Origin of the sequence: Promicromonospora sp. NPDC050249 (assembly GCF_040656015.1) — a bacterium.
GTDB lineage: Bacteria > Actinomycetota > Actinomycetes > Actinomycetales > Cellulomonadaceae > Promicromonospora.
Map to the genome: position 1 here is coordinate 1 of NZ_JBFAKY010000048.1, position 16,079 is coordinate 16,079.

12 protein-coding genes are annotated in these 16,079 nt (G+C 71.8%); 9 read left to right on the top strand and 3 right to left on the bottom strand.

All coding sequences use genetic code 11. The features are described 5' to 3' along the window. Positions 1-199: 199 nt before the first annotated feature. Genes AB0I32_RS25110 through AB0I32_RS25120 form a run of 3 tightly spaced genes read left to right on the top strand, consistent with a single transcriptional unit; the run spans position 200 to position 4,421 of the window. Entirely contained in the window at positions 200-1,429 is a 1,230-nt protein-coding gene (locus AB0I32_RS25110; protein WP_357511054.1) for an FAD-binding oxidoreductase, read from the top strand. A 41-nt stretch (positions 1,430-1,470) separates the two neighbouring features. Further along, positions 1,471-2,880 (top strand): VOC family protein, encoded by a 1,410-nt coding sequence (locus AB0I32_RS25115; RefSeq protein ID WP_357511056.1) that lies wholly within the window; start codon positions 1,471-1,473, stop codon positions 2,878-2,880. After that, positions 2,877-4,421: an aldehyde dehydrogenase family protein gene (locus tag AB0I32_RS25120; RefSeq protein WP_357511058.1), complete on the top strand. Its 1,545-nt coding sequence runs from the start codon at positions 2,877-2,879 to the stop codon at positions 4,419-4,421. The genes AB0I32_RS25115 and AB0I32_RS25120 overlap by 4 nt, the downstream gene beginning before the upstream one ends. Before the next feature lie 106 nt (positions 4,422-4,527). On the opposite strand, the gene AB0I32_RS25125 is transcribed toward AB0I32_RS25120, so the two are convergent. From AB0I32_RS25125 to dusB, 3 genes are all read right to left on the bottom strand, one after another. Continuing rightward, complete coding sequence (locus AB0I32_RS25125) at positions 4,528-5,631, bottom strand: helix-turn-helix transcriptional regulator (protein ID WP_357511060.1); 1,104 nt, start codon at positions 5,629-5,631, stop codon at positions 4,528-4,530. A gap of 301 nt (positions 5,632-5,932) precedes the next feature. Then, positions 5,933-7,810 carry a protein kinase gene (locus tag AB0I32_RS25130; protein ID WP_357511062.1) on the bottom strand — a complete coding sequence of 626 codons (1,878 nt, stop codon included), beginning with the start codon at positions 7,808-7,810 and terminating at the stop codon, positions 5,933-5,935. Positions 7,811-7,898: 88 nt separating this feature from the next. After that, entirely contained in the window at positions 7,899-9,092 is a 1,194-nt protein-coding gene (gene dusB / locus AB0I32_RS25135; protein WP_357511064.1) for a tRNA dihydrouridine synthase DusB, read from the bottom strand. 122 nt (positions 9,093-9,214) lie between these two features. Here dusB and AB0I32_RS25140 point away from each other — a divergent pair, with 122 nt between their 5' ends. From AB0I32_RS25140 to AB0I32_RS25165, 6 genes are all read left to right on the top strand, one after another. Next, entirely contained in the window at positions 9,215-10,102 is an 888-nt protein-coding gene (locus AB0I32_RS25140) for a hypothetical protein (protein WP_357511066.1), read from the top strand. After that, positions 10,099-10,536, top strand: coding sequence for a GntR family transcriptional regulator (locus tag AB0I32_RS25145; protein ID WP_357511068.1), 438 nt, complete (start codon positions 10,099-10,101; stop codon positions 10,534-10,536). Before AB0I32_RS25140 ends, AB0I32_RS25145 begins: the two co-directional genes overlap by 4 nt. Positions 10,537-10,756: 220 nt before the next feature. Beyond that, positions 10,757-12,193, top strand: a complete 1,437-nt coding sequence (locus AB0I32_RS25150) for a basic amino acid/polyamine antiporter (protein WP_357511070.1) — start codon at positions 10,757-10,759, stop codon at positions 12,191-12,193. Positions 12,194-12,265: 72 nt separating this feature from the next. Then, positions 12,266-13,522, top strand: coding sequence for an arginine deiminase (locus AB0I32_RS25155; protein WP_357511105.1), 1,257 nt, complete (start codon positions 12,266-12,268; stop codon positions 13,520-13,522). 186 nt (positions 13,523-13,708) lie between these two features. Continuing rightward, positions 13,709-14,395 (top strand): hypothetical protein, encoded by a 687-nt coding sequence (locus AB0I32_RS25160; RefSeq protein ID WP_357511072.1) that lies wholly within the window; start codon positions 13,709-13,711, stop codon positions 14,393-14,395. Further along, the gene (locus tag AB0I32_RS25165; protein WP_357511074.1) at positions 14,392-16,077 is read left to right on the top strand and encodes a hypothetical protein; all 1,686 of its coding nucleotides are present in this window, start codon (positions 14,392-14,394) and stop codon (positions 16,075-16,077) included. The genes AB0I32_RS25160 and AB0I32_RS25165 overlap by 4 nt, the downstream gene beginning before the upstream one ends. Positions 16,078-16,079 lie beyond the last annotated feature (2 nt).

The following is a 16,079-nucleotide window of genomic DNA, read 5'->3' on the forward strand; positions in this document are numbered from 1 at the left end:
CACGACCACAACCTGCTGTACTGCGACTTCAAGCCGGACAACATCATCGCCCAGGGCGACGGCGTCAAGCTGATGTGGACAATGTCTACTCCGCGCAACACACCCCGCCGACTAGCTGTTTCCCCGGAGCAGCGGGCATGAAACAGGAAGAGTTCCGGTGGGTGTCCGCATTCGCAGGAGCACGTGGCAGGATGCGTGCATGACCTCAGCACGGCACCCCGCGGACCGGCGGGGCAGGCTCCCCGCGCGGGCTGAGGTGGTGGTCGTCGGCGGCGGTGCGATCGGCGCGTCGGTGGCATTCCACCTCGCCGAGGACGGCGTCGACGTGCTGCTCCTGGAGGCCGACGAGCTCGCGTCGGGCAGCTCGGGCAAGCCCATCGGGGGAGTGCGGGCGCAGTTCTCCGACCCCGCGAACGTCGACCTCGGCAACCGCAGCCTCGAGCTGTACGAGGACTTCGCCAACCGTCCGGGCGCGGACATCGGTCTGCAGCAGCCGGGCTACCTGTTCCTCCTGCCGGACGCCGACGACGTCACGCTCTTCGAGGAGTCGGTGGCCATGCAGAACGAGCGCGGGGTGGCGAGCCGCATGCTCAGCCCCGACGCCGTCCGCCGGCTCAACCCGTACGTCGACGTCGACAGGTACAAGGGCGCCGCCTACGCCGCGCGGGACGGGTTCGCCCACCCCAAGGCCGTCGTCGAGGGGTACGCAGCGGGGGCCGAGCGCCACGGCGCGACCGTCCGCACGCACGTGACGGCCGTCGACGTCGAGACGAGGGGCGACGACGTCGTCGCGGTCTGGACGAACCAGGGCCGGGTGCGGACCGGCGCCGTCGTGCTGTGCGCGGGCGCGTGGACGCGCGACGTGGCCACCAAGGCGGGACTCGACCTGCCTGTCGACCCCTACCGGCGGCAGATCGGCTTCACCCCTGCGCTGGAGCCCGCGCCGTCGCGGATCCCGTTCACCATCGACTACGGCACCACCTTCTACTTCCACAACGCGGCGCCCGACGGCCTGCTGCTCGGGATCGCCGACCCGGCGACGCCCATCGCCTTCGAGCGCACGTACGACCCGGCCTGGCTGCCGCTGCTGCGCGGCGCGCTGGGAGCCTGCGCCCCCGAGCTGGTCGACGTGCCGGTCGCGCGCGGCTGGGCGGGGCTCTACGAGATGACGCCGGACCACAACGCCCTCATCGGCGAGGCGGCCGGCGTGCCGGGGCGCGTGCTGTACGCCGCCGGCTTCTCCGGTCACGGGTTCCTGCAGGCACCCGCGGTCGGCGAGGCGGTGCGTGACCTGTACGCGGGCCGCACGCCCCCGATCGACGTGTCCGGGTTCAGCGCCGACCGGTTCGCCGCGGACGACTCCGGCACGACCACCACCGGCACCACCACCGGCCCGGGGCGACGAGGCCCCGAGGCCAACATCATCTGACGGCCCCATCTGACGGACCATTGAAGGACAAGGAGACACCGATGTCGGCACCGACGTTCCTCGAGCCCTGGCAGCTGAGGGCCGCGTTCGCGCGCAGCCTCTCGGACATGTACGGCACGGAAGTTCCGGCCTACACCACGCTGCTGGACGTGTCGCACGAGGTCAACGCCGACTTCGTGGCGAAGCACGGGGCGGACGCCGAACGGCTCGGCTCCATCGCCCGCGTCACCGCGGAGCGGCACGGCGCGATCCGCGTGGGAACGCCCACCGAGATGGCGCAGGTCGCCCGGATCTTCGGCGCGATGGGTATGCAGCCGGTCGGGTTCTACGACCTGCGCGACGCGTCGTCGAGGTCCGTCCCCGTGATCTCGACGGCGTTCCGGCCGATCGAGCGCGCGGAGCTGGCGCGCAACCCGTTCCGGGTCTTCACGTCGATGCTCGTCACGGCGGACCGCCGGTTCTTCACCGCCGACCTGGAGCGGCGCCTGGAGAACTTCCTCGGCGCCCGCACGCTGTTCGGCCCGGAGCTGCTGACCCTCGCGGACCGCGCCGAGGCCGAGGGCGGCCTGCCCGAGGACCAGGCGGCCGAGTTCCTGCTCCTGGCGACCGAGGCGTTCGAGCTGTCCCGGGAGCCCGTGGACCAGGCCTGGTACCGCGAGCTGGAGGCCGTCAGCGCCGTGGCCGCCGACATCGGTGGCATCGCCTCGACGCACATCAACCACCTCACGCCGCGCGTGCTCGACATCGACGACCTGTACGCCCGGATGGAGGCCCAGGGCATCACGATGATCGACGCGATCCAGGGCCCGCCGCGCTGGGAGGGCCCCGACGTCCTCCTGCGCCAGACGTCGTTCCGCGCGCTCGCCGAGCCGCGCACCTTCCGCACCGCCGACGGCGAGATCGTGAGCGACTCCCTGCGCGTGCGGTTCGGCGAGGTCGAGGCCCGGGGCATAGCGCTGACCCGCGAGGGCCGTGCCGCCTACGACGCAGCGGTCATCGAGATCGACGAGACCGCCGCCGCGGCCCGCGCCGAGGACCCCGGCCTCACGGAGGCGCAGCGGCAGGAGATCGCCCGCGCCGTCTGGCAGAAGACCTTCCCGACGACGGAGGCGGAGCTCGCCGCCCAGGGCCTCGGCTGGTTCACCTACGAGGTGGACGGCGACGGCACAGGCGTGCGCCGCGAGCCCGTCGTCTACGAGGACTTCCTGCCGCGTTCGGCGGCCGGCATCTTCCAGTCCAACCTGACCTCCGACGGCGCCAAGGACGCGAGCCAGCAGGGCACTGACCGTGACGCCGACTGGATGTCCGGCGCGCTCGGCCGCGAGCTCAACGACCCCTTCGACCTGTACGCCGACCAGGTGGACAGGTCGCTCGCCGCCGCCGCCGAGACCCTCGGCGTCGACCCGGCCACCCTCACCACGCCCAACCGCACAACGGGAGCATCGCGATGACCAGCACCACCACCCACACCCCGCTGACCACCGAGCTGCGGGACGCCGCGCTCGCCGCCCTGGAGCGGCTGGGTGCCACGGCTCCGGAGGCCTCGACCGACGGTGACCTCCCCGTCGTGTCGCCGCTGTCCGGCCAGCCCCTGCTGTCCGTGCGTCGTGACGGCGCCGCAGAGGCCACTGCCGCCGTCGACCGGGCCGCCGAGGCCTTCACGACGTGGCGCTCCGTCCCCGCCCCCGTGCGCGGCCAGGTGATCAAGCGCCTGGGCGAGCTGCTGACCGAGCACAAGACCGACCTGGCCGAGCTGGTCACCATCGAGGCGGGCAAGGTCACGAGCGAGGCCCTGGGCGAGGTCCAGGAGATGATCGACATCTGCGACTTCGCCGTCGGGCTGTCGCGGCAGGTCGGCGGACGCACGATGCCGTCGGAGCGCCCGGGCCACCGCCTCATGGAGACGTGGCACCCGATGGGCGTCGTCGGCGTGATCAGCGCGTTCAACTTCCCGGTGGCCGTGTGGTCCTGGAACACGGCCGTCGCGCTCGTCTGCGGCGACACCGTGGTGTGGAAGCCGAGCGAGAAGACGCTGCTCTCGGCAGTGGGCGCCTCCGCGCTGCTCGACCGGGCGCTGGCCGAGGCCGGCTTCCCGGCGGGCGTCTCGCAGCTGCTCCTCGGCGACCGCGAGGCGGGCGAGGCCCTCGTGGCAGACTCCCGCGTGGCGCTCGTCTCCGCGACCGGCTCCGAGCGGATGGGCCAGCAGGTCGCCCCCGTCGTCGCCGCGCGCGGCGGCCGGTACCTCCTGGAGCTGGGCGGCAACAACGCGGCGATCGTCGCGCCGTCGGCTGACCTCGACCTCGCCGTACGCGGCGCGGTGTTCTCGGCGGCCGGCACTGCCGGCCAGCGCTGCACCTCGCTGCGGCGCCTGATCGTGCACGAGTCGGTGGCGGACGAGGTCGTCGCGCGGCTCTCGAAGGTCTACAGCAACCTGCCGGTCGGCGACCCGCGTGCCGAGGGCACCCTGGTCGGCCCGCTGGTCGACGCCGGTGCACGCGACCGCATGCTCGCCGCGATCGACGAGGCGGTGGCCGCGGGCGGCAGGCTCGTGGTGGGCGGTACAGCGGTCACCGTTCCCGGCGCCGAGGACGCGGCCTACGTGCACCCCGCGATCGTGCGGATGACGACGCAGGCCGACGTCGTCAAGCGGGAGACGTTCGCCCCGATCCTGTACGTGCTGACCTACTCGGAGCTGTCCGAGGCGATCGCGCTGCACAACGACGTGCCCCAGGGCCTGTCGTCGGCGATCTTCACCATGGACGTGCGCGAGGCCGAGACGTTCATGTCGGAGGTCGGCTCCGACTGCGGCATCGTGAACGTCAACATCGGGACCTCCGGCGCGGAGATCGGCGGCGCGTTCGGCGGCGAGAAGTCGACGGGCGGCGGACGCGAGTCCGGTTCGGACGCGTGGAAGCAGTACATGCGCCGCGCCACGAACACGGTGAACTACTCGACCGAGCTGCCGCTGGCGCAGGGCGTCAACTTCGGCTGACCGTCCCACCGGCTCGTCCGCGAAGTAGAGCGCCTGTCCGGTCTCCTTGGTCTCACACCAGGGAGACGCAGACAGGCGCTCTACTTCGCGGACGAGCCGGTGAAAGTCAGGAAAGTCCTGCGGAGACCTTGGCCATGGAGCCGGTCTCGGTGGTCGGCACGTCGGTGCTGGGGGCGTACTTGTTCACCGCGCTCACGGAGACTCCCACCCGCTCTGCGACCTCGTCGAGGCTGAGGTTCTGCTCCCACCGGAGCACGCGGATCTGGCTGATCTGGTGCGTGCTGAGCGACGGCGCCGAGCTGACCGCTGGCGTCGCCCCGGTGACCGTGGGCAGCGTCCCGGTGCTGGGGCGCGTCTCCCAGTCCGTCGCCGGCGTCACGGGCGCGTACTTGCGTTCCAGCTGCACGCGCTCGGTCTCACCGGTCAGGGCAGGCTCGGACCGGATCCGCTCGGGCGCGGCGGCCGGGTCGGCGCGGCCGGTCAGGGCAGGCTCGTCGTGCGCGGACCTGTCGTGCTCGTCGCCGCCGTCGGTCACGGCCAGGCCGAGCTGGACGCCGGCGGGAAGGACCAGCTCGGGCAGGTTCACGCGGGCCGGCGCGCGGTCGGCCGCGGTCCGCTCGAGCTCGCTCTGGTCCGGCATCCACTCGCCGGCCAGTGCAGCGGCCTCCTGGACGACGTCGCGGATGGTGCGCTCCGACTCCAGGTGCGGGCGGGTCACCTCCGCTGTGACGCCTGCGGGCACGTGTCGGTGGACCCGGGTCACGGCGGCGTTCACGTCCGCGATGCGTGCGTCACGCTCGTCCTCGGGGGCGATCTGCGCCAGCCGCACCGCGTCGAGCATGTCCAGCACGGCCGTCTCACGGTCGAGCTCGATCTGCGCCAGCCGGTCGAGGTTGCGCGCACTCGACGCCGACTGGAAGAACAGGTGCACCGCGACAGCCGCGAGGACGGGGGCGACGGCACGGGACACGGCGAAGATGCCCTCGCCGAGCAGCCAGCCGTGCCAGGCGGCGAGCGCGCCGGACAGCACGCCGACGACGATCGCGCCGCCGAGCCAGCGGCCGTGCCCGGCCGGCTCGCGGCCGCTCTCGAGCGCTCGGTCGGCCCGACGTCGTCCCTCCCAGGCCAGGCCGATCACCAGCGCCTCGTAGGCGATACCAAGCGCGTAGCCGAGCTCGGGCCCCTCATAGGCGGCGATGGTGTGTGACATGCCGATGTAGGCCCAGGCCGAGAGGCCGAAGGCACCCAGGAAGAACCCCGGGTTTCTGCGTATGTCGGCGATGACCGCAGGAACGCGTCGGGGGCGTTTCTCCGATGCCATGATGGGTGTATCCCTTTCCGTCGGTACGGGTCGGTGAGGCTGTACTGCCGGGACGCGTGGTCGGAACCCGACTGAAGAAGACATGGTGCAAGGCTGATCTTGGACCATGTTGGGCCCTTTGTGCTCTTTACGGACGAGATTTAGCCTCTATTGCCCCGCTCGGCCCGCCGGCGACCGGCGAGGCGGTGGGTCAGTCGATCGGGGCCGGCTCGTCCGGCAGGGTGAAGGTGGTGGCGAACTCGGCTGAACGGTATCCCGCCCGCTCCGCCGTCACCGTCACTCGCACGCGGTGGCCCTTGTAGGCCCCGCGGAGCCAGATGCGGGGACTGGGTCCGTACTCCGACGTGATGGTCTCGCCGGTCTCGACGTCGACCCACGCCCACGTGTAGGTGACGTTCGGGTCCTGGTCGACCTCGCAGTAGGCGAACCAGCCGAGGTGCGCCTGGCCGTCGACCAGCTCGATCGTGCAGCCCGGCTGTGGCACCGACGGTTGGGGCACCATGCCTGTGGCGTTGGAGAGCGCCGTGGCCTCGGCATACCCGGGCCGGGTGGCGGTGAGACTGACCTGGACGGCCTTGCCCACGTCGTCGAGCGCGACGGTGTAGGTGCACGACCCGAGGTTGTCCCGTTCCGCGCCGCCGATGCTCCACAGGCACGAGGTGCCGGCCGGCTGCGGCGTCCAGCCGGTCGCTTCCGCTGTGATCTTCTGGCCGACCTGGACCTGGGCCGGGATCGACACGGCGCCCGGCCGGAACCGAGCCGGGGCCGCTTCCTGCTCGTTCACGGCCTGCTCCTCGACGGGCAGGGCGACAGGAGAGCTCTCGGGCGTCGCCGACGGTTTCGCCTTCGGCTTCTTCGCCGTCGGGGTGGGGCTGGGCTTGTCGGACGGCTCGGCCGACGGCGAGCCCTCGGCCTGGGGTGCGAGCACGCCGGGCGTGTCGTCGGGAGTCATGAAGTGCACGACTGCCGCCGCGACACCACCCCCGGCCAGCAGCAGACCCGCCGCGACCACGCCGGTCAGGATCCTGCGCCGGGTCCTGCCCGACGACGCGGGCGCCTCCGGGCGGTCCCGCTCGGCCGGGGACGCCGGTACCGCGCCCAGCTCCGTGTCCGCGTCGGGCAGACCGGGGCCGTCGTCGACCGCCTCGACGTACGGCAGATCGACGGCCGGCAGGCCGGCGGCCGGCAGGCCGGCGCGCGACGGCTCAGCGGGCGACGGGTCGGCGAGCACCGGTTCGGCGAGCAGCGCGAGCACCGCCGCCGTCGTCGGGCGCGCGGCGGGGTCCTTGGCCAGGCAGGCGCCGACCAGGCGGCGCAGGCCGGGCGGCAGGGCGCCGAGGTCGGGCTGCTCGTGCACGATCCGGTACGTGACCGTCGCGAGGCTGCCCGTCCCGAACGGCGCGGTCCCGGCCTGCGCGAGGTGGGCGACGGCGCCGAGCGACCACACGTCGGTGGCGGTGGTGACGGCCTCGCCCCGGGCCTGCTCCGGCGACATGAACTGGGGCGTCCCCGGCTGCACGCCCGTGGTGGTCAACGACGTGGCGTCCGACTCGGAGACGATGCCCATGTCGATCAGCACCGGCCCGTCGGGGCCGAGCAGCACGTTGGCCGGCTTGAGGTCGCGGTGGACGAGCCCTTCGCGATGGATGGCGTCGAGGGCCTCGGCAAGACCGGTGACGAGCTCGCGGACCGCAGGCTCGGGCAGGCTCCCCAGCTCGGCGATGGCCTGCGCCAGGGTGGGTCCTGGAACGTACTCGGTGGCCAGCCAGGGTGTTGGGGCGTCGACGTCGAAGTCGACGACGGCTGCCGTGCGGCGGCTGCGCACCTTCGTCGCAGCCGCTACCTCACGGCGGAAGCGGGTCCGGAACTCGCTCTCGCCGGTGCGTTCCGGGTGGATGACCTTGATCGCGAGCAGGCGACCGCTCCGGGTGGCTCCGAGGTACACCATGCCCATGCCGCCCCGGCCCAGCCGGCCGCGGATCTCGTAGCCACCGAGCTCGGGCGGGTCGTCGGCGGTGGGTGGTGCGATCTCAGGTGCACGGACACGTCGTGCGACGTCAGACAGCACAGAAAACTCCCTCAGGTCGGATGCGCTCGCTCGGGCCGACCGATCAGTGCGCTCGCCGGGACGAGGGTACCGGAACGGGCCCCGGTGCTCAGCCGCCGCTGACGCTCAGCTCGGCCTCGCGCAGCTTCGCCTCGAACTCCTCGGACAGGTCGCGGGAGTCGAGCCAGCCGTACGGGAGGTGCGGCGTCTTCGGCGAGCCGGCGCGGCCGCGCGGCCCCTCGGCGTCGTCCCCGGGGTACGGAGCGTCGAGGTCCAGGGCGTCGAGCCGCTCGCGCAGCTCGGCGAGGGTGTCGATCAGGGCGAGCTCGTGACGCTTCTCGCCGCCCACCGCATAGCCCTTGAGGTACCAGGCCATGTGCTTGCGCAGGTCGCGCATGCCCTTGCCCTCGTCGCCGTCGAAGTACTCGATCATGAGCTCGCCGTGCCGGTAGATCGTCTCGGCGACCTCGCGCAGGCCCGGCCGGACCCGTAGGTCGGAGCCGTTGAAGGCGGCGGCAAGGTCGGCGAACAGCCACGGGCGGCCCTGGCAGCCCCTGCCGACGACGACGCCGTCGGCGCCCGTCTCCTCGACCATGCGCAGGGCGTCCTCGGCGGACCAGATGTCGCCGTTGCCGAGCACGGGGACCGTGCGGACGGCCTCCTTGAGGCGCGCGATGGCCTCCCACTCGGCCTGGCCGGAGTAGTGCTGCGCGGCGGTACGGGCGTGCAGCGCGACGGCGGCGACGCCGAGCGACTCCGCGATCCGGCCCGCCTCCAGGTAGGTCAGGTGGTCGTCGTCGATGCCCTTGCGCATCTTGATGGTGACGGGCACGCCGTAGGGCTTGGCGGCGTCGACGGCCGCCTGCACGATGTCGGTGAAGAGCTGCCGCTTCCAGGGCAGCGCGGCTCCGCCGCCCTTGCGGGTCACCTTGGGCACCGGGCAGCCGAAGTTCAGGTCGACGTGGTCGGCGCGGTCCTCGCCCGCGATGATCTTCACCGCGGCGCCGACCATCGCCGGGTCCACGCCGTACACCTGGGCGGAGCGGGGCTGCTCGTCCTCGCCGAACGTCACGATCCGCAGCGCCTCGACGTTGCGCTCCACCAGCGCGCGGCTCGTCACCATCTCGGCGACGTACAGGCCCGGGTCGAACCCCGTCGACTGCCCGGCCTCACGGCACAGCGTGCGGAAGGCGCGGTTCGTCACCCCCGCCATGGGCGCGAGCACCACCGGCGTGGCGACGGTGATGGGCCCGATCTGCAGGGGCTTGAGCAGGGCTGTGGTCGTGTCGAGGGCGGAGGTCACGATGCCATTGTTCCACCTGCGCCGCGCCGGGCGGCCGGGTGTGGCGACCTTCACGCCTCGTTGCTCCGGGGTGTCGCCCTATGCTGTAATGAGTCAACGCATTGATTCATTACGGAGGAACCGTGCACGCACTGGTCATCGTGATCGCCCTGGGACTGCCTGTCCTGACTGTCGCCCTCGTCGTGCTGCTGGTCGCCCGCCGGGGTGGCCCGCCGCACGACCTCGACGCCACGGTCGTGGCGGCCCGTGGGCACGAGACGCGTATCTCGGCCGTGGCTGCCACCACGAGCGTCGTGGTGGTCGTCGCCCTCTGGATCGCGGCGGCGACCTGGGGCGAACCCGGGGTGCTGCTCGGTGTGGCGCCCTTCGCCGCGGCACTGGCGTTCAGCCTGGCCCGAGCAGTAGGTGAGGCGCGCTGGCCGCGCCCCACCGGTGACGTCCGCAGCGCACCGCTGGTGCGGCGAGGCCTGCGGGACCAGGGCGGGTGGCGGCTGCCGCTCTTCGCGAGCACGGTGGCGGGGCTGGTCGTCGCTCTCGTGGTGTTCGGGCTGACCGCGGCCGATGACGGGCGTAGCGTCGAGAGAGTGCTCGACGCCGGTCGGCAGACCCATGGCGCCGGGCCGTACCCCGGCTGGGCGATCGGCGTGCCCGCACTTCTCGTCCTCGGGCTCGCCGTCGGTGCGACGTTCGTGGCGCTGCACGCCGTGACCCGGCGTCCGCCGATCGGGCTGCTCTCCCCGGAGCAGGACGACGCGATCCGGCGCACGTCCGCGGCCCGGGTGCTCGCTGGTGCGCAGATCTGGGTGGGGCTGGGCGGTGCCGCGTACCTGGCCTTTGCGGCCGGCGCGCTGCTCAGGGTCGACGCACCGGCGGGCGGCCTCGTCTGCCTGCTCCTGGCGCTCGTGGTCTTCGTCGGCTCCGTGGTGATCGCGGTCACGGCGTTGCCCTCTCGGCGCGCCACCGCCGCCCCGGACGCACAGCGCGCCGCCACGCAGGGGCCCACGGTATGACCGCGCTCCAGGTCGACCTGGCCTCACCGGTGCCGGTCTACGAGCAGATCCGGAGCCAGGTCGCGGCGCTGGTCGCGGTGGGCGGCCTGCATCCGGGGGACCGGCTGCCCGCCTCGCGGGACCTGGCCCGGGACCTGGGGATCGCCGTCGGCACCGTGCAGCGGGCGTATCGCGAGCTGGAGGCGGGCGGCGTGGTCACCAGCCGACGCCGCGTGGGGACGGTGGTTGCGGAGCCGCCCGCCCGCGGCCTGCGCGGTGGGTCAGAGCCCGGCGGCGAGCCGCAGCGCCCGGCCGACGGGCCGACGTCGGGCGCCGGCGGGCTGGTGGACGAAGCGCGGGCTTTCGTGACCCGGGCGCGCGAGCAGGGACTGAGCGACGAGGCGGTACTGGCCCTCGTCCGGGGCGCACTGCTCCCGGAGCAGCACGGCGGGTGACCATGCAGTTCCTGCCGGCCGGGGATTTCACATGGCAGCAGGCGCATGGTCGTTTTGCGCCGTCGCGGCGGGATATCGCCCGGTTCCGTCGTCGCAGGATCTTTTGCCGATCCTCGCGGGCATGTCTGTAATGGATCTGCCGGAGCATCGAGGGGCGCGAGGCCACCGGACACGTGGACCGTGACACCGGGCCGCGTCCGACCGCTATGGGGGTCTCGCGATGCAGACAGAGGACCGCGCACAGGAGCGCACGGTGAAGATCAGCGTCGCCACGCTCACCGCGATGGTGGTGGGCTCGATGGTGGGCGCCGGTGTCTTCTCACTGCCGAGCCGGTTCGCCGGCGAGACCGGGGTGCTCGGAGCCCTCATCTCCTGGACGATCGCGGGCGCCGGCATGCTCATGCTCGCCTTCGTGTTCCAGCGGCTCGCGATGCGCAAGCCCGACCTCGACTCGGGCGTCTACGCCTACGCGAAGGCCGGCTTCGGCGAGTACCTCGGTTTCTTCTCGGCGTTCGGGTACTGGGCCAGCGCGTGCGTCGGCAACGTCACCTACTGGATCCTCATCATGTCGACGGTGGGCGCGATCCTGCCCGTGCTCGGCGAGGGCGACACCCCCGTCGCGTTCCTCGTGTCCTCGGCGTGCGTGTGGGGGTTCTACCTGCTGGTCCGCCGCGGCGTGAAGGAGGCGGCGGCCATCAACCGCATCGTCACCGTCGCCAAGGTGCTGCCGATCATCACGTTCGTGCTCATCGCGGTCTTCCTGCTGGACCCGCAGGTGCTCGTGGACAACTTCGAGGGCTACGGCATCACCGGCCCGCTGTTCGACCAGGTGCGCGGCACCATGCTCGCCACCGTCTTCGTCTTCCTCGGGGTGGAGGGCGCCAGCGTCTACTCGCGGCACGCGCGGCGCCGGGAGGACGTCGGCCGGGCGACCGTCCTTGGCTTCCTCATGGTGCTCGCGATCTTCGCCTCGGTGACCATCGTGTCCTACGGCATCCTGCCGATGGAGGAGCTCGCCCAGCTGCGCCAGCCGTCCATGGCGGGCGTGCTGGAGGCGGCCGTCGGCGGCTGGGGCGCCGTCTTCGTCAGCATCGGCCTGATCGTCTCGGTGCTGGGCGCCTACCTGGCCTGGACCCTCATGTCGTCCGAGGTGCTGTACGTCGCGGCCAAGGACCGGGACATGCCGAGGTTCCTCGCCCGGTCGGACGCCAACGACGTGCCCCGGGCGGCGCTCCTGCTGACCACCGCGCTCATCCAGGTGGTCCTGGTCATCACGCTGCTGTCCGACGACGCGTTCACCTTCGCGCTGGACCTCACCAGCGCGCTCTCCCTGATCCCGTTCCTGCTCGCGGCGGGCTACGCGCTCAAGCTGGCGCTGGGCCGGGGCGGGCCGGCGGCCGGGAGCCCCACGGCGCGCGACCTCGTCATCGCGGCGCTCGCCGTCCTCTACACGGCGTTCCTGCTCTTCGCGGCCGGGCTGACGTTCGTGCTGCTCTCGTTCGTCATCTACGCCCCGGCGACGATCCTCTTCGTGATGACCCGCCGCGAGCAGGGCCGGCGGGTGTTCAGCAGGGGCGAGCTGGTGATCTTCGTCGTCTCCGTGGTCGGCGGGGTGGCCGGCGTCGTCGCGCTCGCGACGGGCGCGATCTCCATCTAGGGAAGGCACACGATGACCATCCACAGCGGCGACACACCCTGGGCGTCACTGCCCTCGACGGAACTACCCAAGGTGTCACGACCTTCGGAGTCACTACCCTCGGAATCCTATGGAGTGCACTCCGAGGTGGGACGCCTCCGCAAGGTGCTCGTCTGCCGGCCGGGCCTCGCCCACCGGCGGCTCACCCCGACCACCTCGGACGACCTGCTCTTCGACGACGTGCTCTGGGTGGACCGGGCGATCGAGCACCACGCGGGGTTCGTGGCGGACCTGCGGTCGCGCGGCGTCGACGTCGTCGAGCTGCACGACGTCCTCGCCGAGACGGTACGGGTGCCCGGGGCGCGGGACTGGCTGCTGGACCGCAAGATCGTCCCCGGCATCGTCGGGCCGGGGCTGATCGACGCGACCAGAGAGTTCCTCGAGGACCTGGTCGCGGAGCAGCTCGCCGAGTACCTGATCGGTGGGCTGGCGACGCACGACGTGCCCGACCTGCCGGCGTCGTACCGCTCGCTGGCCGAGTACACGGCCGACTCGCGCGAGTACCTGATGGCCCCGGTGCCCAACACGCTGTTCACGCGCGACACGACCTGCTGGCTCTACGGCGGGGTCACGCTCAACCCGCTGTACTGGCCCGCGCGGCACGACGAGACGCTGCTGATGAAGGCCGTCTACGAGTTCCACCCGGACTTCGTCGGGTCGACCGTCTGGTGGGGCGACCCCGAGACCGACCACCAGCGCGCGACGCTGGAGGGCGGGGACGTCATGCCGGTGGGCAACGGCACGGTGCTCGTCGGCATGAGCGAGCGCACGTCGCGGCAGGCGATCACGCAGCTCGCGGCGGCCCTGTTCGAGGGCGGCGCGGCCGAGCGGGTGATCGTGGCGGGCATGCCCAAGCTGCGCGCGGCCATGCACCTGGACACCGTCATGACGTTCGCCGACGTCGACACGGTCACCGTGTACCCGCGCATAGTGGGTTCCATCCACCCGTTCGTGCTGCGCCCGGGAACAAGCGGCGAGGTATCGGTGAGCGACGAGGGCAGCACGACGTTCCTCGAGGTCGTCGCCCGGGAGACCGGGCTGGGCTCGCTGCAGGTCATCGAGACCGGCGGCGACGTCTACGAGTCCGAGCGGCAGCAGTGGGACAGCGGCAACAACGCGGTGGCGGTCGAGCCGGGCGTGGTCTACACGTACGACCGGAACACCACCACGAACGCCCTGCTGCGCAAGGCGGGCGTCGAGGTGATCGAGATCGCCGGCGCCGAGCTGGGCCGCGGACGTGGTGGCGGGCACTGCATGACCTGCCCGATCATCCGCGACCCCGTCACCTGAGCGTGCCGGCCGGCCGCGTGGCCGGCGCGCTGCGTTCGCCCGTCCGCTCGATGTCGGGGCAAGATACGGCCTGACCTGGCCTTTGGCCATGGGGAGTTCAATCGTGGACGGACTTCACCCACCGGGATACGGTTCGGCTGCGGTGTGTTGCACATTGTTCTGACAAATAGTGACTGAGGAGTGCGCATGACCGGCCGGATTCTTGAGCTCGACGCGAAACAGTGGTCCGCGGTGCGGGCGGAGGCGCTGGAGGGCGGCGGTGTGACCGCCGTCGGTACGGCGCTCGCCGAGCATCTCGGCGCGCCCGTGCGCGCGACGCTGGTCTCGACGTCCGGCTCGGCCGGCACGGTGACCCGGCTGACCATGGTCGGGGACCGGGTGCTGCTGGTCATGCAGGTCATCGCCGAACGGGACGGGGAGACCCGCCTCGCGGCCGGGGCCGAGCTCCGGTTCGTCACGGCCGACGAGCTGTGGTCCGCGCTGACCCCCGCTCTGCCGCCCTTCGAGGCGCTGCGTGCTCCGGCATCCGCTGCGCCGGGTGCTCAGGGAGCGCCGACGTCGTCGAACCCGGCGGGGGACCGGGCGGAGCTGGTGCGTCTGCTCGACGACGAGCAGGCGAACCTGCAGGTCACCGTCGAGGCGTGGCGCGAAGGGGAGACGCCCGTGAAGGTGTGGCCGCGGCTGTGGTCGGTGGTGGACGGAAAGCTGCTGGACGTGCGCATGGACGACGGCGCCGTGGCGCCTGTCGAGCGGCCGGCCGGGTCGGTCGCGGCGGAGCTGCAGTGGTCCCTCGTGGGTGCGACGGACGCAGCCGCGCGTGAGACCGGCGGGCCGAGCGCAGCCGGTGGCTCTGGGGCGGGCACAGGCGCATGACGCAGGAGATGCAGGGCCAGGACATCGAGCAGGTCCGGGCGCTGGCCGGCCTCTTCGATGCGTCGGCCGACGAGCTGGAATCAGCTCGGCAGCAGGTGACCGCCGCGGTGTTCGGGTTCGACGGCTACGGTCCGAACGTGGACCAGATGCGGGGCGAGTGGTCCGATCGCCTGGCGCCCACGCTGAGCGACATCGCTGAGGCCTTGCGGGAGGCGGGTGACAAGGCGACCCGGAACGCCGACGCCCAGGAGGACACGTCCAACTCCTACGACGGCAACCCGTTCGCCGGTGTCTCGACCCAGGGACACGGCTCGTCCGACGATGACGACGGCGGCGGTCCGCTGGACTGGCTGGGAGACAAGGCCGGAGACCTCTGGGACGCGGGCGGGGACGCGCTCGACTGGACGGGTGACAAGGTCGGCGACCTCTGGGACGCCGGCACGGACGCGGTCGGGAACGTCTGGGATGCCGGCACGAACCTGATCGGCAACGTCTGGGACGCCGGTACCAACCTGGCCGGCAACGTCTGGGACGCCGGCACGAACCTGGCCGGGAACATCTGGGACGCCGGAACCAACCTCGCCGGAAAGCTGTGGGACGCCGGCACGGACGCGGTCGACTGGATCGGCGACCGGGGCTCGGACGCGCTCGACTGGCTCGGAGACCGCGCGAGCGTGATCGGTGGTGCGTACGAGAACGTGGCCGACTCCGCTGGTCAGTACTGGGACGCGACCGGCGGGGCGATCCTCGACGGCGAGTGGCCACGCACCACGGAGGTGATCGCCTCCACCATCCGGCTCGGGGGTGCCGCGCTCGGTGCGGGCGTCACAGTCGCGTCGCTGGGCGGGCTCGACCCCAAGATCTTCGACGACGGCGACCCGTACGCGGACGACCCGCGACCGATCACGCAGGACGCGAAGGGACCGAACGGCGAACCGCCGCTGACCGTGCCGAAGGACCTCGAGAACCTGACGCAGGGCGTGACGGACTCGTACAAGGCGGGGGACGGGAACGTCCGGGTGACCACCATCGACAGCCCTGAGGGACCGAGGGTGATCGTAAGCATCCCGGGTACCCAGCCGTGGAACCCCTTGGCCGGCGACAACCCGATGGACGTGACCGGAAACTTCGTGACCGCGGGCGGTGGCCGGTCGACCATGACCGAGGCTGTCGTGCTCGCGATGCAGAACGCGAACATCCCGCCTGGTGCGGAGGTCATGCTGGTCGGGCACTCGCAAGGCGGTATGACGGTGGCGGACCTGGCCTCGGACTCCGCGTTCGTCTCGGAGTACAACGTGACGAATGCCGTCACCTTCGGCTCACCGATCGACAGCAACCACATCGATCCCTCCGTGAACGTGCTGGAGATGCAGCACCGGAGCGACGTCGTACCGCGGCTGGACCTGGGCGACGCGCGGTACTCGCCCCTGCCCAACGTGGTGCCGTTCCTGCCCGGCGGGCACAACGAGACCGCCAACCACACGACAGTCACCATGGACAATCCGGCATCCTGGTACGACCCGATGGGCAACCACTCGCACGAGGCGTACTCGAACAGCATCAAGGACAGCAACGACCCCGGTCTTGCGGCGTACGAGCAACAGCTCCGAGACAACGGTTTCCTCACGAATGATCCGTCGAGCGTCACTGGACAGGACATTCGCGTGGGCCGGAAGCACTGATA